The organism is Ignavibacterium sp., assembly GCA_032027145.1.
GTDB lineage: Bacteria > Bacteroidota > Ignavibacteria > Ignavibacteriales > Ignavibacteriaceae > IGN3.
The window spans coordinates 1229992-1251166 of record JAVSMP010000001.1; the positions used below are offsets into that span (position 1 = coordinate 1229992).

Here is a 21175-nt window from a genome sequence, read left to right on the forward strand (position 1 = left end):
AATAGACTGTTTTTTATTTTTTCTTTGGTCTTAGTTCCTTGGAAGCCAATACTTCAAATAATTTAGTTGGCATTAGTTTTAATATTTTAGCACCAATTGTTAATTGCCAGGGAAATTCGATTATACGTTTATCTTTTTTTAATCCTTTAATTATAATCCTGCTGGCTTTTTCGACACTCATTAAAAACGGCATTTCAAATTCATTTTTATCTGTCATTGCTGTTTTAACAAAACCGGGTTTAACAGTAATAACTTTAACATTATATTTTTTTAGTTCTATCCGTAAGCTTTCTAATAAGATTGTTAACGCCGCTTTACTTGCCGCATAAAATCCACTTTTGGGAAAACCCTTTACATCTGCCAGACTAGATACACCAACGATATAGCCTTTTTTTTGTTTTATAAAATAAGGCAATAGTTCTTCGATAAAGTAAACCGGACCGAGAACATTTGTATTGAAAGTTATTTCAGCTTCAGATGAATTAAAATTCAGAACACCCAATCTTTCAGAAACTCCTGAGTTAAGTATTGCAATATCAATTTGCCCAAAATCTTCTTTGATTAATTTTACTGTATTATAGACTTCATCTTTTGAAGTAACATCACATTTGTAATACTTTATTTGGGATGTATCACCAATTTGATCAACTAATGATTTTAATATATCTGTTCTTCTGGCAACTAACGCAAGTTTTGCACCCTCCATTGCCAAATCTTTTGCAAGTTGATAACCAATACCCGAAGATGCACCGGTTAATAGAACTACAAAGTTTTTAAAATTCATTTGCTTCTTTTTGTAATTTTTACAAAGCAAGTAATTGAATTAAGAGATTAAAATCAACCAGATAGTAAATAAATTTTACAGGAAAGATTAAAAGTGGAAATTAAAGCAGAAAAATCGTTTCTTTAAAAAGAATTTTTACCATATATTTTGGCACGCTAATAGCAAAAATTATTCCAATGACAATAGATAAAATATTTGCAATAAATGATGTTTTGGTAAGGGATGAAATAGTAGAAATTCCCTTTTCCTGTGATTTAAAGAAATGTAAAGGTGCCTGCTGCACTTTGGATAGTGAATTTGGTGCGCCAATCAGAAAAGACGAAGTTGAAGAAATTGAGAAAGTTCTTCCAGTAGTTAAAAATTACCTGGCACAAAAGAATATTGACGAAATTGAAACAAGAGGATTTTACGAAATTAATGACGGTGAGATTTTAATAAACAGTATTAATAATAAAGACTGTGTGTTCTCTTACTGGGAAAATGGTATTGCCAGATGTGCTATAGAACGCGCTTATTTTGACGGTAAAATAAATTACAGAAAACCAATTTCCTGTCATCTGTTTCCAATTCGGGTATCAGATTTTGGAGGAGATGTATTACGTTATGAAAAGTTCAGCGAGTGTGCACCGGCACTTGAAAAAGGAAAAGAAGAAAATGTTACTATTGTAGAATTCTGCAAAGATTCTTTAATAAGATTATACGGAGAGCAATGGTACAATAAACTTATGAATTATACAGGTAAATAAAATGCTTTCACTCAGTCAACGACTAGCTCAAACACAAAAACTTTCGCCACAACAAATTCAGTATCAGAAACTGCTACAGCTTAATACCCTGGCTTTAGAACAGCGCATAAAAACTGAACTTGAAATGAATCCTGTGCTTGAAGAGGAAATGGAAATGAATCTTGAGCAGAATGATAAGGAAAAAGATTCTGATACAGAATCTGAAATAGAAGACGAGTACTCTGATAAAGATAATGAAGAATTTGCTTTGGAAGATTATATGAATGATGATGATTTTGATCATGAAAGAATCAACCGAAGCCCTGATGAAGAAATTTATCAACCGCTTGCGCCACAAAGAGAAACATTAAGTGAGTACTTAACAGAACAACTTAGAATGCTTAATCTTAGCGAAAATCTTTATATCCTTGGTGAAGAAATAATCGGTAACCTGGATGAAGACGGATATTTGAAAAGAGAACTATCAGAGATTCTTAATGAACTTGAAATGTTTGAACACATTAATATTGAACCTCAGACTGCTGAAGATTTGCTTAGACGAATCCAAAAATTTGATCCGATTGGTATTGCCAGCAGAAATTTGAAGGAATGTCTAATTGTTCAACTTCAGGAGAGTAAATCTGATCCCTACAACAAATATCTTGCAATTAAAATGCTTGAAGATCATTATGATGAATTTACAAAAAGAAGATTTGATCTTATCAGGCAAAGAATGAATATGACTGATGAAAGTTTGAAAGATACTGTCGAACTGATCCAGACAATGAATCCAAAACCAGGCGAAGGTAATATTTCATCAATGGAAATGAATCAGGTTACACCTGATTTTATAGTTGAAAAAGTAGATGAAAACTGGGTGATTACTCTTAATGATAAAAGTATGCCTTCAGTAACGATCAGCAAACAATATTTGGAAATGTTTAATTCCAATAAAAGATTAAAAAGAAACAACCGGGAAAAAGAGACTTATAAATTTTTAAGGGAAAAATTTGAATCTGCAAAATGGTTTATTGCCTGCATCCAGCAGCGACGCGAAACATTGATGAAAATTATGCGTGCAATCCTCGAAAGACAGTACATGTTTTTTGAAAAAGGTCCAAAGTTCCTTAAACCTATGATATACAAGGATATTGCTGAAGAAATTCAAATGGATATTTCTACAATAAGCAGGGTTGTAAATGGTAAATATGTTCAAAGCCCGATGGGAATACACGAATTGAAATATTTCTTCAGCGAAGGATTATCAACAGATTTTGGCGAAGAAGTATCCAACAAACACATTCGTGAAAGATTAAAAGAGATAATAGAACACGAAAATAAAAAAGCACCTTTTAGTGATGATAAACTTGCAGACTTATTGAATGCTGAGGGTATCCACATTGCAAGAAGAACTGTTGCAAAGTACCGCGAGCAATTAAAGCTGCCCGTTGCACGCTTGCGTAAACAGATGATTTAAATGCTGTATTTCTGGGATGTTGTTGCTTTAATTTTTCTCTTTGCACTTTATGGACTAGTACATTCCGTGCTTGCATCAGAAAAAATTAAAATTGCTTTTAAAAAACTATTCGGAAAATTTATAGCTTTTTACAGATTGTTATTTAACATCTTTGCGTTGCTGAGTTTATATTTTATCTGGGAAGCAGCACCCCATCCTTCATTACAGATTTATCAATTACCCCCGCCTTACGATTATCTTGTTTTAATTCCGCAATTAGCAGCAATGGCAGGAGTGATATGGTGTTTTAAGTATATCAGTTTAAAAGAATTTATAGGAGTGAATCAAATAGGCAGGTTAATAAACAATGAATACTCTGAAAATGAGCTTGATGAAAGATATACTTTAAGAATAAAAGGACCTTATAAATACAGTCGTCATCCGATATATTTTTTTTCAATCTTATTTTTGTTGTTCAGAGCTGAAATGAATTTGTCTTATCTCACAATGTTCATATCGTTTACAGCCTATTTTTATATCGGCTCGTATTATGAAGAAAAAAAATTGGTTAGGCTTTTTGGTGATGTTTATTCAAATTATCAGAAAAGTGTACCAAGAATTTTTCCAATTAGATTAAAATTTCCATCAAAATAAATTTGGAGTTCATTAGTAGTAATATTTGTAACTGACTTTTATTTGCTTAGCAAGTATTACTCCTTTTTTTTTATGTTGTCCAATTTAGAGGGTACAGTTCATATTGTTAAATTTGTATTGATTAAATTCAGGAATAATTAATTATGAAACAAAGATTAAAATCAACAACAATACTTGGTATTATACACAATGGTGTTGCCGCACTTGGAGGTGATGGACAGGTTTCTTTGGGTAACACTGTTATGAAACATAATGCAATGAAAATTAGAAAAATAGCAAACGGAAAAGTACTTTGCGGTTTTGCAGGTGCTTCGGCAGATGCTTTTACACTTATGGAAAGATTTGAAGACAAGCTTGAACAATACCGCGGAAATGTTAACCGTGCTGCAGTTGAACTTGCAAAAGACTGGCGAACAGATAAATTTTTGAGGAAACTTGAAGCAATGCTTGCCGTTATCTCTAAAGATACTGCACTTGTTGTTTCAGGAACCGGAGATGTTATTGAACCTGATGATCAGATTGTCGCAATTGGTTCGGGCGGAATGTATGCACTTGCTGCTGCGCAAATGTTAAAAAAACATAGTCAGTTATCAGCAAAAGAAATAGTGCAGGAATCATTAAAAACTGCTGCTGAAATTTGTATTTACACAAACGATAAAATTAATGTAGAGGTCATTGATTGATTATGGAAAATAAATCCTTAGAGAAAAATATTAATACTCCTTCAGAAATAGTAAAGGAGTTAGATAAATTTATTATCGGACAGACAGAAGCTAAACGTGCTGTTGCTATTGCAATCCGTAATCGTTGGAGAAGGCAGCAAGTAAAAGATGTACTGCGTGAAGAGATTATGCCAAACAACATAATACTTATAGGACCAACAGGTGTTGGTAAAACTGAAATTGCAAGAAGATTAGCCAGATTATCCCAAGCACCTTTTGTAAAAGTTGAAGCTTCAAAATTTACCGAGGTTGGATATGTGGGTAGGGATGTTGAATCAATGGTGCGCGATCTGGTAGAAGTTGGAGTTAATCTTGTTAAAGCAGAAAAAGCTTCGGAAGTTCAAACCAAAGCTGAAAAACTTGCAGATGAGCGAATACTTGATATTTTAATTCCACCGGTTAAAAAAAATCAAACAACTACTGTTGTTCAGGAAGGTGAAGAACAACAAGTAAGCGAAGATGAGAATGAAGCTTATCAGAATAAAAAAACTCGTGAATGGATGCGCGAAAAAGTTAAAAGTGGTGAAATGGATGATAAGATGATTGAGTTTGATTCTCAGGCACAGTCTTCAATTGGTATGCAGGTTTTGGGTCCTTTTGGTATGGATGATATGGGGATTAACATTCAGGAAATAATGGGCAGCATCATGCCGAAAAAACGAAAGAAAAGAAAAACTACTGTTAAAGAAGCCCGGCAAATTCTTGCGCAGGAAGAGATGCAGAAACTGATTGATATGGATGCTGTTCAGAAAGAAGCAATTGAACGAGTCGAAAACTCAGGAATGATTTTTATTGATGAAATAGATAAAGTTGCCGGCGGCGGAAAAGCTCAGGGTCCTGATGTTTCCCGCGAAGGTGTTCAGAGGGATCTTCTTCCAATTGTTGAAGGCTCAAACGTAAATACTAAGTATGGTGTTGTTAGAACCGATCATATCCTGTTTATTGCTTCGGGTGCATTTCATGTTTCAAAACCATCAGATTTAATTCCTGAGTTACAAGGACGATTTCCTATCAGGGTTGAATTAAACAGCTTATCTGAAGATGACTTTATTCAGATATTAACTACTCCACAAAATGCACTGCTTAAGCAGTACAGCGCTTTGCTTGAAACAGAAGGTGTAAAATTAAACTTCAGTAAAGATGGAATAAAAGAAATAGCGCGCATCGCAACAGAAGTAAATGAACAGGTCGAAAATATCGGTGCCAGAAGATTACACACAATTCTTACAACTCTGCTGGACGAAATACTTTTTGATGTACCGGATAAAATTCCATCAGACACAGTAAAAATTGATGCGAAATTTGTAAAAGATAAACTTGAAAAAATCGTTAAGGACAGAGATTTAAGTAAATTTATTTTATAATGTTTGAAAGCCCCTTTTTTAAGGGGTTTTTTATTTTACCTGGAGTTAATATGAGTAAAGTTTTGTTTGCTGCAGTTCTGATATTAAATACTTTTTTAGTCTTTGCACAATCTGAATTTACTACTTCAATAAATGGAACTATAATACATACCATTATAAATCCCGATGCAAAAAAAGAATCAGAAAATGGAATTTACTGGTGTAAGTATGATATAAAAGAAGTTACTGATGAAATGCGGAAACTTGTCAATTTCAGTTTTTATGAAAATGATAAGCTCTTGTTCACGATGACTGATATTCCTGGTTCTGATGTTGATATATCTAATTCTGGTAATATTGTTTTTTACGATCATTCTTATCACTTCAATAGAAAACTAAAAATTCATTTTTATTCAAAAACAGGAAGCAAACTAACAGAACTTGAATTAATAAATGCAAATCTGTTTGGGTTTTCATTATCAGGTAATCTGTTTGGAGCTGGTTCACCTGATGGAATTCAAATTATATCTGTTAAAGATTTGTCTGTTCAAAGATATCCCAAAGGGTTTCAATTTGCTGTTTCGGAGGATGATAAATTAGTTGCAATTGCATCTGAAGATAAGATTGAGGTTTTTAATAAAGGATTACTGATCAAATCAATCAATACTGGGTTTAAACATACCCGCAAAGTCATCATATCCACTGTAAATGATCTTATTGCTGCGATTGATAAAAGAAACCTGAAAGTATATTCTATATCTGATGGTCATATTAAATTTTCATATACTTCAGAGGTTAATAAATCTAACAGGGACTTGAAACTAATTGATAACAAAATTGCGCTTGGAGTTCACATCCGTACAAAAACTAAATCACAAGGCGAATTGATTTCATTTGACCAGCAGGGTAACATACAAGAATTGCAGACCGGGCAAAGCAGATACCTGAGTAAATCCAATGTTTATAAATCCTCTAATGAAACAGACACCTATGATAATATTCCCTGGCCCTTTTCTCCGTTCGATAGTATGCGTACTATCTGGAATCATTACGAACAACATATGGGCGGTTACGGATCAGGATATTCATATTTGCATCAAGGGCTTGATATTATTACGCCAATAGCTGAACCAACTTATGCTGTCAGAGGTGGAGTAGTAAAATGTGTTTTAACCACTGGCGGTTATATTTACTGGCGATTATCAATTTGCGATTCAAATACTCAGGATAGATCAAATGGTTGGCTGTATGCTCATTTAATCGAGAACACTATACAATTTGATGTGGGAGATACAGTTGAAGTGCACGACTATCTTGCAGATATAGTTGAGTGGACTTCCGAATGGGGGCATATACATTTTGTTGAAATAAATGATTCGGGATTTGTCTGGTTATATGATGATAACGAATGGGGAATTAATTTTAATCCATTACTTGCTTTAACACCAGTTAGTGATGAAACAAAACCTGTAATTGACGATGTTTTTCCCGATCAGAAATTTGGTTTTTGTACTAATGAAACGAGTAACTATTTACAACCTGACTCATTGTCTGGTGAGGTGGATATTATTGTAAAAGCATTCGATTATGCCGGAGATTCTGAGTGGCAGCAGCCTGCATTTAAAATTGATTATTGGATAAAAAGAATACCCGATGATCAGATTATTGTTCCGCGAAAAATGGCTCATATATTAAATCACTCATATCCGTTTTATTCGGGAGATAATTTTGAACCTTATGCAGCTGTAATGTATAAAAGAGATGATATTTTAACCCCGACAACTTGGATGAGTACAGTAAGGAACTTCCATCATGTTATTACAAACAGTGATGCTGATTCACTAATCACACTTGAAGAAAGAAATAATTCGTTAAATACTGCGGATTATTATGACTCTGAATACAGAATATATGTTGAAGCATTTGATCAGTCCGGCAATTCAACAATCGATAGTATGGATGTGTATTTTAAAAATGGAATTTCTTCTGTAGATGATAAGAGTATTCCAAATGAATTTATTCTTTACCAAAATTTTCCAAATCCATTTAACCCATCAACAAAGATAAAATTCTCAATCCCGAATTCTACAAACCCAAAAAGTAACAGAGGTGATGAGTTAGTAACTTTGAAAGTATATGATATACTTGGAAATGAAGTAGCAACACTTCTAAATGAAGTAAAGACAGCAGGCAGTTATGAAGTAGAATTTAATGCAATTGGTGGATTAAATACAGGCGGAGAGGTTTTCAGTTTGTCAAGCGGAATTTATTTTTATAGAATAACAGCCGGTAATTTAACCCAGGTCAAAAAGATGCTGCTGCTTAGATAATATATGTATAATCATCTTATCAAATAGTTTGTCCGAGAGAAAAAAATAAAAAAAATATCAACAATTTTATTGACCAAACCAAAATAAATTATAATATTAGCGAACCGATGGAGATATCTTAAATTCATTCAATGAACAGTTATTTTTTTGAGGACTGAAGCGTCTTAGAAAATAATTAGCATATCCCTGTTGATAATTTCATTAAAAAGAAGGTTCTAAACAATTAACTAACTATCATTCCAAAATTCGTTGAGGATATAATGAATACATATCTACGTAAACCATTCTCAGTAATTATCGCTCTCCTGCTGATGAGTTTTTCATTTGCTCAGAAGCCGCCAGTCGTTTCATCATTGCAGATAGTGCCTGATGAAACCGAAGCTACTTTTGTTAAAAATAATATGAGGATTAATCAGGAAACCGGAGTTCCTGTAGCCCTTTACAAACCTGATTATCTGGTAGCAAATGATTCACCAGAAAAAATGGCGCGGCAATTTCTTAAAGAAAACCATGACCTTTTTAAGTTTTCACCTGATTTATCTGAACTAAGATACCTGACTACCAGAGAAACTCCTGTCGGATATCATGTTCACTTCGATCAATACATCGGACAGTATCCGGTTTTAAATTCAAGAATAAATGTTACAATAAGTAAGAACAACCGGGTAGTGTTTGTTGCAAATGGTTCAAAGGTAAATTATAATACAAAAGTTACAAACGATCTTGAAAGGATTAATATCAGTTCAGAACACGCATTAATTATAGCAAAGGGATATTTAGGAATAAAGGGTGCAATCAACTTTGAGAAAAGTGAACCAGGGATTTATTATAACAAAGGAACCTTTAGACTCGCTCAGGTTGTAACGATTGTACCATCAGAAGAATTATTTGGTGAATGGCAGGTTTTAGTTGATGCACAGACAGGTGAGGTTTTCAGAGTTGAAGATGTTGCCTGCTATGATGACCCGATAAAATCAAAACCAGAATTGGCTGAAGGAAGCGGATATGTATTTGCACCTGATCCGATTACTCACGCAAGAACAACTTACGGCTCAACAGGATTTGTAGATAACAATGATGCAGATTCTGACTCGCTGACTTTTCACAGAGAGTTAAAAGCATTACGCGATATTACTTTTGAAAGCGGTGCATATATTTTGAAAGGTCCTTGGGCAGAGATAAGAGATTTTGAAGCACCTTTCACAGGACTGCATACAAATCCAACAACAGATTTCTTCTTTACAAGAAGCCACGATTCTTTTGAAGCAGTTAATGCTTACTACCATATTGATAATGCGATGAGATGGATTAACGACACTCTTAGCATACCATTACATCCGTTTCAATATACCGGCGGTATCAGATATGATCCCCACGGATTAAATGGCGACGATAATGCACATTACATACCAAGCACCGGTCAGATTGCCTGGGGTGATGGCGGTGTTGATGATTGTGAAGATCCGGGTGTTATTCTTCATGAACTTGGTCACGGACTTCATGATTGGTTAACAAATGGTTCTCTATCACAGATTCAGGGCTTAAGTGAAGGATGCGGTGATTACTGGGCAAGCTCGTATTTAAGAAGTACAGGATATTGGACGCCCTCAGATCCTGCTTATAACTGGGTTTTTATATGGGATGGACATAATCCTTTTTGGGCTGGCAGAATAACAAACTACGGTGCTCACTATCCAGAAGGATTAACCGGGACTATACATACTGATGGTCAAATGTGGGCTTCTTCTTTAATGTCTATTTATGACTTGATAGGAAGAATTCCTACTGATAAAAACTTTCTTGTAGCACTTTCTATGACTAATAGTGGTTCTAATCAACAAGATGCAGCTAATGCATTTATAGCAGCCGACCAGCTTAATTACGGCGGCAGTAATCTTGTTCATATAATTCCTGTTTTTGCAGACAGAGGTTATATAGCAGGACCCGTAACTGCAGATTTTATGGCAGATGTTACTGTTGGTAATGCACCGTTAACTGTTCATTTTACTGACTTATCTATCTCTCAGCCAAATCCAATTACTTCCTGGGAGTGGGATTTTAATAACGATGGAGTTGTTGATGCTACTGATAAAAATCCAACCTGGGTTTATACTGATTTTGGATTTTATACCGTTAAGCTTACAGTTTCTGATGGTTCTTATTCCAGCACTAAGACCAAAACAAATTACATAAAAGTTACTGATCCAAATGTTGTTGAGTGGTGTAATGAATTTAATAATTTAAGTAACTGGACTATTGTTGGACCGCTTGGTATGACAAACTGGACAGCAAATAATTCAGCAAATGCCGGAGGCACTTCACCAGAATTAAGATTAGGCTGGTCTCCATCATTCAATGGAACATCGAAAATTAGATCTTCAGTAATTAATTTGCCTGATAATCAAGTAGTGTTCTTTTCATTTAACTATTACTTCGATTATTATTCAAGTCCAAGCGGAACAGTAACTGTTGATGTAACTTACGATGGCGGAACAACGAGTACATCATTGTATAATCAGGTAAATGCAACAGGTAACGTTGGACCGCAGTTGTTTACAGGAAATTTTACAACCCCTGCATCAGGCGGAGCAAATACACAAGTGGAAATTACTTTTTCAGGAAATTCTTTTAATTATGATTATATATACTGGGATAATTTGTGCCTGCAATATATTATTCCGGTTGAGTTAACATCGTTTACAGCTTTTGCAATTGGAGCTGATGTTGAACTTAACTGGGCAACAGCCACAGAAACCAATAATCAGGGATTTGAAATTGAAAGAATGAGTGAAAATGGAAAGTATGAAAAAGTTGGATATGTTGCCGGATACGGAACCACAACAGATGCAAAATCATATTCATTTACTGATTCTAAATTGAGCGAAGGAAAATATAATTACCGGTTAAAGCAGTTAGATTATGATGGCACTTATAAATACTCAAATGAAGTAAATGTTGTAGTTAATCTTCCGCTGGAATACTCCCTTGTACAAAACTATCCAAATCCATTTAACCCAAGTACAATAATAAAATACTCATTAAAGGATGATGGAAAAGTAACATTAAAAATATTTAACTCTCTTGGTGAAGAAGTAAGAACACTTGTTAGTGAAATTAAACCAGCAGGAAATTATGAGGTTGAGTTTAATGCTTCTGATCTTCCAAGTGGAATTTATATATACAGTATGCAATCTGGTAATTTTGTTTCATCTAAGAAGATGATACTTTTAAAGTAATGATCAATCAACAATGATTATTGCTCAATAACTGATAAACATATTCAAAAACATTGAACATTAAAAATTCAACATTTAACATTAACAGGCGGTCTTTGGATCGCCTGTTTTATTATAGGAAACAAAATCATTACTGGTTAAGCAGTAGAACTTAAAGTCTTTTTACCAATGATAATTGAGCTTACATTAACTATAAAGTTTTTGTAATAAATATTACCTTTGCAAGAAATTATGCATTTAACTATCAATCAGTTTTAGAAGTAAATACTGAAATGGGCGGAGTTGATTTGTATTGTTGTAAATAGTTTTTCTATCACAGTACGACCGTGACAGCCAATTGAAAGTTATTAAAGATCACTATTTGAGTAAGTTTATTTTGTAATACTTTTTATGTCATCACGAGTCCCGAGAACCTGCCTGCTTACAGGCATGATTGTGACGAAGTGATCTGCAAAATTAGAGATTGCTTAATGTGGTTTTACCATACTCGTAATGACTGAGAACATTTGTTTATTATCAACAAATAAATATTTCTTTACTTTCCAACTACTATTTCTTAAGTTTATTGCAGTAATACATTATAAGAGGGTTTGTTATGAAAAAGTTTGGCTTGCTTTTTTTTGTTGTTCTTTCTTTAACATTTTCTTCTCAACTTTCTGCTCAAAATGTTTCTCCGCATTTCTCCGAATTAAAAGGAATGGAGGATGCTCAGGGTAATACACATCTGTTGTATAGGATATACAGTTACCAGATTTTACAACCATTCGGTTTTTATGAAGATAATTCTTTGTATCACTTTGACCTCGGAAATCAGAAAGATACTTTATTTATTCGAGAATCCGGCAGTAATATCTCTGCTCATATTTATATAGATGATTATAAAATTATAGACTTTAATCCAATACATTATATTTTTGCAGGCACTGTGTGCGGAATGGAATGTTCTCCATTTGCGTTTAATTCAGAATATGGAATAATTTTTAATAATGGTTCGTGGGGTAATAGTGAAAAAATAGATTATGCAAAACAAAAAGATTGTATTTATTATGGTTTAATCGCCTGGGATATAGACTCATCAATTACGAGCATTAAAAGTTATGATGGAGGTTTATCTTGGGATACTCTGTCATCCAATAAAGTGTTTGTTTCTGTTAATCCATTTGACAATGAAATGTCATTTTACATTAGTGATATAAATTCCACTGTTTATAAATCAACAGATGAAGGCAAAAATTTTTTCATATGTGATACTCAATATACTCATTCAAATCCTGCACCTAACTTTTACTATGATACTGATGAATCTCACATTTATAGATCTTCATCAAAAAATACATATCCAGGTATATATTATTTATCAATTTCGGATAACAAAGGCGAACCATTTTCTTGGCAAATAAAGTATGAAAGTATCGATCCGATTTTTATAACAATAGATGAATACCAATCTGGTGCAATTTATTTAGCTGATGGAAATAAAATTATGTATTCATCAGATTATGGAAATACATTTAATCTATACAAAGAATTAGATAAAAAAATCATAGGCATATTTAAAAAGCCAAATTCTAACAAGCTATACGCTGCAACTAAATATAACCTATATGAGATAACTAATAATAGTATAACTGTAATCAAATCATTGCCGATTCCAGCTGAGGCTTTAGACTTCTATCCATTACAAATCGGAAATAAATGGTTTTATGAAAGAATTAATTACTCGCTTGATTGGATAACTGGAAATACAATTATTGATACAAGCTATTTTCAGCGCAGTGTTATAGGATTAGAAAACAAACCAAACGGAAAGAAGTATTATAAAATTGATGACTATGATTTTTACAATAAAGTACAACTTGTAAATTTTGAGAGGATTGATTCGCTTACTGGACTGGTTTTTAGATATGATTCAACTTTAGATTCAACAAATTTTGAATGTATCATCGATGATCTAATGGCAGAGAAAGGAAATCAAATTAACACTTCAAGATTGTATTCATTTTATAATCCCATTGGAATGATTTTCGAAAATGAGGACTACTTTAATGATTGGAGTTCTTACAGAAAGAGAAATGGTTTTTCAACTGGTAGTTTAGGCGGTGATTATTATTCCTTAACTCAAGGTATTGGATTGGATTCTGTTTTTGTTTCATTAATAGATGCTTTTGATGCACATATAGATATTAAAGGTTGTGTTATAGATGGAATTGTTTACGGCGATACAACATTAACAGATATCATTGTGTGTTTTGATAGTTCCCCAACCAGTTATAATCTAAACCAAAACTATCCAAACCCATTTAACCCGGCTACAAAAATTACCTGGCAATCTCCATTAGCTGGTCATCAAACATTAAAAGTTTATGATGTTCTTGGTAATGAGGTTGCTACACTTATTGATGAATTTAGAAATGCAGGAATTTACGAAGTTGGTTTTGACGCATCAAAGCTTTCAAGCGGAGTTTATTTTTATCAGCTAAAGGCTGGAGATTACCTTAACACAAAAAAGATGTTGCTGATAAGATAATTGAGCGTTGAACATTCATCATCCATCTATCAATAAAAAGGCGATTACTTGATCGCCTTTATTGTTAAACTTTCTCATCATAAGGACAGTGTCTGCATCCGCTACCACAGCAATAACCCCGTTTAAGTAAAAACTCAGCAGTTAAAACAGCTAGTCCGGTATCAGGATCAAAGTAAATATCATTGTGTTGCTCAATTGCTTCTTTATGAAGTCTGATTATCTCATTATAGTTTGGATAATTTTTGTTAAGCCGGGATATAGTATAAAGTTTTTCTTTTGTTATTTGTTCAGTCATAAATAAAATATTTTATCAAGTAATAGCCAAATATATAAAAGAGTTTATTGTGTTTTGGTAAACCGCAAATAATTAATAATTCCCGTTCGTCAATTGTAAGGGTTATCTATAATAATAAACCATCTTTGCGCTTAATACATAAATATATTTGGTACAGAAAAAAATCTTTAGAGAAGTATATGTATAGATTAAAATTATTATCAGCTCTTATAATTATCTTTTCCTGCAGCTTTTCAATTGCACAACAGGATTCTTCTAAATCAACTGATGATTGGGATTGGCATTGGAAGTGGGATGAATGGAAAGATTGGGAAAATTGGGACTTTGATTTCGATTTCGAACAGACACACCCTTCAGTTTCTATGCAATATGGATTAGCAAATATTAATAGAACCGATATTAAATCTAATTTTGTTAACCCTAATCTATTTGAACTAAAACTTGGATATACTAAAGAAAGTAATACTTGGGATACTGATTATATCAATAGTCATAGTTTTAAATATGTTTATCTTTCTAATACATCAAACAAACTTACTGGTAAAGAAGCTGCTGGTTCAGAGATAGAATCTGATATGTGGAGATTTGGATTTGGCAGATTACACGGGTATGGATATAAGCTCGGCGAGAGCTTTGCAATTATTCCGTATTATTCTTCTACACTTAATTGGTCAAACATTGATTTCAGATATCCTGAAAATCAAGCACTCATTAACAGCGATGATATTGAAAAACTAAATCTGTATGATAAATCATTTAGATTTGGAACAAGCAGTGAGGGAGGAATTCGTATTAAATTAATTGATAACCTGATACTGGATGCAGGATATGAACGATCCATTGTTTTTCAAAGACATCTATTCTGGAAGTGGGCGGGCAGCGGATTAATCGAGTCAGCAGCGCAAGGACTACTCGACGGGTTTATCAATAAAATATTTAAATCTTCACCTTCAGCAGGACCAATTGTAAACTTTTTGCTTAAGAATGCGCTTGCGTATGGGATTTATGAATTAAGACAAGAGAAAATGAACTGGCCATTTAATAGTGAAGCACCAATTGCATTCGATCAATTTAAATTTGGCGTATCGGTTGTGTTTTAATTGGATTTAAAACTTCAAACCCAATTCCGAAAGAAATCGGGTTTGAATTTGTATTATATGGAAATATTCCTGATTTACTTTATTACTATCATCTTCTTTGTTTGAATAAAAGAACCTGATACTAGTTTGTACAGATACATTCCACTATTCAGATTACTTGCATCGAAATTTATTGTATGAACTCCGGCTTCTTTAATTTCGTTTAACAACTCTACAACCTGCTCGCCAAGTGCATTATATATAACTAATTTTACCTGACCAGCTTCCGGAATTGAATATTTAATAGTTGTAAAAGGATTGAACGGATTTGGATAATTCTGACTTAACTCGTATTTGACAGGTGAACCAAGATTCACTTCTATTGTCTTTGAGTATTCATACTTTCCATCATTATCAATCTGTTTTAATCTGTAATGGTGTTTTCCTGATGAGAGATACTTATCCTCGAAGTAATAATATTTGGGTGAATTGCTGTTACCATTTCCTTGAACGAATCCTATCATTGTCCAACCATTTTTATCATTCTCAGAAAGCCGATGTATCTCAAAACCATAATTGTTTACTTCTGTTTCTGTAGTCCAGTTCAATTTAATTGTTGAGCCGATAACCAGAACAGAAAAAGAGTTAAGCTCTACTGGCAACGGATTTGATACCTCTTGACCAATTGTTATAACTGGTTCAATAGCTGCAAAACTGCGAACACGAACATCATCATAATAGACTGCCACATTTCCATAATTCTGAAGACAGAAACCCCCGGTTAATACATCACCTCCGTCATTGGTAGGACTTAATATTAGAACATCATCTAAGTAAAGACTGATTGTATTACCATTTGCTACAATTTTATACTTGTAGTATTGATTAACATTGTAGTTATTTGACGTTACGGCATTAATAAATCCATTGTCGTTATAGTATTTTCTCAAAAACAAATCGTTTTGAGTTTCACCACGAAGTAATGTTATATATCTATTACCGTTACTTGTATACCGGAAGCCTATTTCTGGTGTACAAACATTATTAGCATCTTGAGTTAACTTAACTTTTGTTTCGAAAACGAAATTACCAAAACTCAAATCGGTTGTTCTAAGAAAGTTGTTATGAGAAAGGGAAGCACTTCTCAAACTAAGTACATTGCTGCCTTCATCTTCGACGATTTGTACAGTAACTCCATTTACAATCCATTTAGCAGGGTCAGGTTCCCAAGCAGATGTGTTCCAGTTAAGTAATCGAATCCATGTTCCACTTGTTGAGAAATATCCTCTGTTCGTTGGAGTATTTTTTGCTTGACGCACCATCATATCCAGATAGTTATATGCTTGTGTTGAGTGCGAAGACTTATAATTTGAAACCCAACCGTAATTCAGAGACATACCCCATAGTGCGGTTCCAATTTCATATGAACCTTTAAAGTTATTTGGTTGTATTAGTCCGTCAGATGTAACCAGTCGGTAAGAAAAGAATGCATTGTGATTAATATAGTTATGAACATACATATCTATATTCGGATAATTGGTATCAGTAAGGAAATGCCAGGCTTGCTCACCATATGAGAGATAATCATAGGAGTTATCTCTCTCATATAGCATACGCACTGCAATCATAAACCACTGTTGATGACATTCATAAAATTCACCTGAGGGCGTTGGAGAAGTCCAGGTCAAACCGCCATTGTTTGAAACCCATCTGTTAATCAAAATCCAGTCTATATTGTCCCTGACTTTAGTTAGATAGGAAGCGTCTCCTGTCACATCATAAGCTAAAAGAACTCCAAAATCTCTTTTTAGATGATCCTGTACACCACTTTGTCCAGTCCATCCACCAGAACTTTGTGTAAAAGTATTTACATAGTTTACTATTATTCCTCTGGACTCATCTGCTAAAGTTGTATTTCCATAGATAGTGAATGCTTTGCATGCATTTGCTAATCCCTGTAATGCGAGACTGTAATCTGGTGCAGTAGTTGGAGTACCATAAGTATTCTTCACATATTCATAAACATTTATCAAATCATCATAACATCTCATTGCCAGAGTCGGATTACTAACTCTAAAATATTCGTATCCTAGTGCTAAATTGGATAATACTAATCCGTAACAATAAATAGGTTCTGATGATAATCCAGTCACAGTGCCATTTGTATTTATCTGAGTATCCATATAATCGAATTCGTCTTCAATCTCATTATCTAACGATTCAATAGGCCAGCCATTTTGTGCTTTGATTATTGAGTAGTATAACGCTCCTTCTTGCATATGCATTGAATATTTCCAATCATGGCTAGCATATCCGCCCCAGTATTCCAATGTATTACTTCCTGAATTAAAGTCATCAAAGAACATAAAGGTATTTGTACCGTTGCTTACTGAAGTAGCTAATGAGTTTCCATAATATAAAAATATTGAATCGCCTGTTGTTGGTATGCTTTGTACCTTTACCCATATTACTGCCTGATGTGATGTCGTATCCCAGACTTCTATCCAGAATGGTATTTCTGTAGTTCCGTTACCTGTTGTAATTCTTATATCACTGCCGTCACTATTTGCATTTTGAAAATCAAATGCAGGATTAAGGTTGCTTAAATCAATTTTTACCTGATAATCAGTTAAAATAGAATTACTGTTATTAGTGATTGTAATTTCTCTTCTGTAGTCCCAATTATTAAGCCACGACTGGGCGTTAAGTGTTGTTATTATACTTGAAATAATTCCGACACTAAAAAGAAATAAGTAAAAGTTTTTTCGCATAGCTATCCTCAACCATTTAATTTTTTATTTGTTGTTTTAAATTCATAGGCAATACAAATAGAGATTGTAAGGCAGAAAAACTAATAATAAATATTATAGTAATAATAATTATTAGTGAAGTAATACTATAAAGAAGCGTATTTTTCATACTTCTAAGAAAATGCTCTCCTAACATTTTTTTATAAGTACTATTATTTGAATTCTACTAATTATAGAAATTAGTCTGATTGTTCAGGAAGGATAGTGAAAAATAGTTTAAGCTGCTCTCTCCCTGATTTCTAAGTTCCAATGTACAAAAATATTTTGATGAATACATTATTAAGAAAATATTTTTTTCCTTTTTTTGAGTTTAAACAGAAATACTGCATCTAAAATATAGATGTTTAATTAGACTATACTTTATTATCACCGATAATTGACTTTTGACAAATATTTAAACTGAATTTATTTTAAACAAATCTTTTAAAAATCTCAGTTAGTCTTTATTTCAGATTTTTTTTGAACAGGTTGTTAATTTAGGGCTGTAGTAATAATCGTTAAACAGCATTGTCTGAGTTTAAATATTTTGCTTAAGAATGCGCTTGCGTATGGGATTTATGAATTAAGACAAGAGAAAATGAACTGGCCATTTAATAGTGAAGCACCAATTGCATTCGATCAATTTAAATTTGGCGTATCGGTGGTTTTCTAAAAAGCAGTTTTGTTTGAATATTAATTTCTTTTAATTAAGCAGCTTATTTCAGCAGAGTCATTTTTTTGGATTGTAAAAAGGAAGTTATTCCATTTGAAATCTCTATCTGATAAATATAAATGCCGCTTGAAATATTTTTATCTGAAGAGAAAATATTAAACTCAATTTGATTTATACCAGCACTTTTATAATCATCTAATATTTCGCAAATAAAGTTGCCAAGCAGATCGAAAATTTTAATTTTCACGTTACCTTCAATTGGGGAGTGCCAGCTTATTGTTGTGCCGGGGTTAAACGGATTTGGATAATTCTGATAAAGCTCAAACGAAGTAATACTAAAGTTAAAAGTCAAAATGTTTGAATATGCTGTCTGACCATCGTTGTCTATTTGTTTCAACCTGTATTTTATATCACCATTTACTTTTGGCGGGTTATCTGTAAAGGTGTAGTATTTTGGTGAGTTAGAAGTTCCATTTCCGAAAACAAAACCGATGTTATTCCAGCCTGTATTATTTGTTTGCCGCTCAACTTCGAATCCATAATTATTAATTTCAGTAGCAGTATTCCAGTTTAACACTACATTTGAACCTATTATTTTTCCTGTAAATGAAATAAGTTCAACAGGAAGTGCCTCATTTATAATCTTGCTAACCGGAATTTTCCCAAATCCATTACGAAAATCAAGCTCACCATTTTCAGACCCATATATTCTTGCCAATGTTCTAGCTGAATCAAAACTAACATCAAGCGTATTTGAGATAAATGCGATTTGCCCTGCTATATATCCGTTTGCATAACTTGAAAGGTTTGTGCCGGTTATAGGATCAATAGAAAAAAACTCAAGCTTATAAGCAGTTTGATTCGAATCAATGCCTGCTCCTGTAATTACAACAGGTGAAGAGACAACATCACCGAAGAAAGTCTGAATGTGATCATTACTGCCGGCTGGCATAACTAATCTTACCGTTGGATAATTTGGTGCTAATCTGATTCCTGTTGAAAGTCCGGTTGTTGATCTGATAATTAAATCAAAGTCATTCCCAATTGCATAATCAAAACTTTCTTGAATATTATTCTGCAGTAATATTATTTCGCCCGGAAATGGTATAGAGTTGTAACTGGTATAACCAATTTGAAATGCAGTTTTAACATTACTATCATGCGAGCCGCCAAGCCCTGATATTATTACTTTATCAATCTGTTGTGAATACAGGTTGATTTGTATTAATAAGAATATAACAACAATACAGAAATTTAATTTCCGCATCATTTTCCCTTCGTTTAATCCCAGTTAATTGAAAGCGCACTAAATTGTGCTGCTTCCTAAACTTATTATCGAAGAGAATACAAAAAATTTTAGAGGTGTTTAGAAACAAAAAATGTCTTAGTTTATCTCTAAACCAGAACTATTATCTGAAAGTAATTTTAATATTTACAATCTCTGAAGAACTTCCGGTTCTGACCGGCGGACCCCAGGTACCGGCACCAGAAGAAACATAATAATGTGTATTACCTTTTTTAAGATAGCCCCAGCTAAGTTCATAAATCAGGTTTGTGATAATATTTGCAGGCCAGATTTGTCCGTGGTGTGTATGACCTGAAAGCTGCAAATCAATTCCATTTTGTTCAGCTTGTTCAAGTTTAACTGGAGTGTGATCTAATAAAATTTTTGGGTAGTTGTGGTCCAGATTTTTTATGATTTCAGATAGACTCTTTCTTTCTTTACCGGTAAACTGTTTCATTGAAACGTCTTCTCTGCCGATTATATAAAAACTGCTGTCTATTAATACATAAGAGTCCAGTAAAAATTTTATCCCGAATTGTTCAGCATACTTATCAGAGGATTTAACTTCATTGATAAATTCATGATTGCCGTTTATTGAATAAATACCATACTTAGGTTTTAATCTTCTAAAAGATTCACCAATTCTTCTCTGATTTAAAATAAAAGCATTATCATCAACAATATCACCTGCAAGTAAAATTATATCAGGGTTTAGAGAATTCATTTTGTCAACAATTTTTCTAAGCAGTTTTTCCCCGTCTATCGGTGAAAGGTGAATATCCGAAGCCATCACAACATTTAGTTCAGATAAATTGCTATTGCCTTTAGGAAGTGAAAGCTCAAGATCTTTTATTTTAATATCATGCTTATTCTTGTAACCAAGAAAAACAATCAGGCTTACTAGCAGTATTACAATTATTGCTGTGATTTTTTTTACAGACTCATAATTATTTATAATTGACTGAGGAAGAAAACTGAACCAACCATTAAACAATCTTAAGACATCAAGTAAAAATAAAGTCAGAATAAAATAAACAAAAAAAGCAAACCATAGAGCGCCGATTACTAGAATTATATCATACAACAGCGACGGAAGAACTTTATATAAAAGTTTAGCTAAAACATATCCATAGGCTATAAAGACAAATAAAAATGCATAAGGAATTTTTAGATATGAATAAGCAGCTAAAACCTGCCAGCCTCTAATAAAAATATAATAGTTTAGTGTTGTGTAAACTGTAAAAAATATGATAAAGAATAATGCCATAGTTCTGTTT

The 21175-nt window shown here is 33.2% G+C and carries 14 protein-coding genes; 9 read left to right on the forward strand and 5 right to left on the reverse strand.

Features of this window, described 5'->3' with window-relative positions; genetic code table 11:
- Nucleotides 1-13: 13 nt before the first annotated feature.
- On the reverse strand, nt 14-784 hold the full coding sequence (locus ROY99_04995; protein ID MDT3695728.1) for an SDR family NAD(P)-dependent oxidoreductase: 771 nt from the start codon (nt 782-784) through the stop codon (nt 14-16).
- 176 nt (nt 785-960) lie between these two features.
- Between ROY99_04995 and ROY99_05000 the strand changes: the two genes are divergently transcribed.
- The 8 genes from ROY99_05000 (at nt 961) to ROY99_05035 (ending at nt 13777) form a co-directional block, all read left to right on the forward strand.
- A complete protein-coding gene (locus tag ROY99_05000) occupies nt 961-1530 on the forward strand; it encodes a DUF3109 family protein (protein ID MDT3695729.1) in 570 nt (189 codons plus the stop codon).
- A gap of 1 nt (nt 1531) precedes the next feature.
- A complete protein-coding gene (gene rpoN / locus ROY99_05005) occupies nt 1532-2986 on the forward strand; it encodes an RNA polymerase factor sigma-54 (protein ID MDT3695730.1) in 1455 nt (484 codons plus the stop codon).
- Nucleotides 2987-3619, forward strand: coding sequence for a hypothetical protein (locus ROY99_05010; protein ID MDT3695731.1), 633 nt, complete (start codon nt 2987-2989; stop codon nt 3617-3619).
- A 143-nt stretch (nt 3620-3762) separates the two neighbouring features.
- Nucleotides 3763-4302 (forward strand): ATP-dependent protease subunit HslV, encoded by a 540-nt coding sequence (gene hslV, locus ROY99_05015; protein MDT3695732.1) that lies wholly within the window; start codon nt 3763-3765, stop codon nt 4300-4302.
- Nucleotides 4303-4304: 2 nt separating this feature from the next.
- Nucleotides 4305-5705, forward strand: coding sequence for an ATP-dependent protease ATPase subunit HslU (gene hslU / locus ROY99_05020; protein ID MDT3695733.1), 1401 nt, complete (start codon nt 4305-4307; stop codon nt 5703-5705).
- 50 nt (nt 5706-5755) lie between these two features.
- Entirely contained in the window at nt 5756-8014 is a 2259-nt protein-coding gene (locus tag ROY99_05025) for a T9SS type A sorting domain-containing protein (GenBank protein MDT3695734.1), read from the forward strand.
- Nucleotides 8015-8274: 260 nt separating this feature from the next.
- A complete protein-coding gene (locus ROY99_05030) occupies nt 8275-11250 on the forward strand; it encodes a PKD domain-containing protein (protein ID MDT3695735.1) in 2976 nt (991 codons plus the stop codon).
- A gap of 595 nt (nt 11251-11845) precedes the next feature.
- Nucleotides 11846-13777, forward strand: a complete 1932-nt coding sequence (locus tag ROY99_05035) for a T9SS type A sorting domain-containing protein (GenBank protein MDT3695736.1) — start codon at nt 11846-11848, stop codon at nt 13775-13777.
- A gap of 64 nt (nt 13778-13841) precedes the next feature.
- On the opposite strand, the gene ROY99_05040 is transcribed toward ROY99_05035, so the two are convergent.
- Entirely contained in the window at nt 13842-14072 is a 231-nt protein-coding gene (locus tag ROY99_05040) for a DUF5522 domain-containing protein (GenBank protein ID MDT3695737.1), read from the reverse strand.
- Nucleotides 14073-14251: 179 nt separating this feature from the next.
- Here ROY99_05040 and ROY99_05045 point away from each other — a divergent pair, with 179 nt between their 5' ends.
- A complete protein-coding gene (locus ROY99_05045; protein MDT3695738.1) occupies nt 14252-15172 on the forward strand; it encodes a hypothetical protein in 921 nt (306 codons plus the stop codon).
- A 74-nt stretch (nt 15173-15246) separates the two neighbouring features.
- Here the strand turns inward: ROY99_05045 and ROY99_05050 are convergent, their stop codons facing one another.
- The 3 genes from ROY99_05050 to ROY99_05060 all read right to left on the reverse strand — a co-directional run bounded on the left by ROY99_05050 (nt 15247) and on the right by ROY99_05060 (nt 21165).
- Nucleotides 15247-17922 carry a DUF2341 domain-containing protein gene (locus ROY99_05050; protein MDT3695739.1) on the reverse strand — a complete coding sequence of 892 codons (2676 nt, stop codon included), beginning with the start codon at nt 17920-17922 and terminating at the stop codon, nt 15247-15249.
- Between the two features lie 734 nt (nt 17923-18656).
- Nucleotides 18657-19883, reverse strand: a complete 1227-nt coding sequence (locus tag ROY99_05055) for a T9SS type A sorting domain-containing protein (GenBank protein MDT3695740.1) — start codon at nt 19881-19883, stop codon at nt 18657-18659.
- A 139-nt stretch (nt 19884-20022) separates the two neighbouring features.
- A complete protein-coding gene (locus tag ROY99_05060) occupies nt 20023-21165 on the reverse strand; it encodes a metallophosphoesterase (GenBank protein ID MDT3695741.1) in 1143 nt (380 codons plus the stop codon).
- Nucleotides 21166-21175 lie beyond the last annotated feature (10 nt).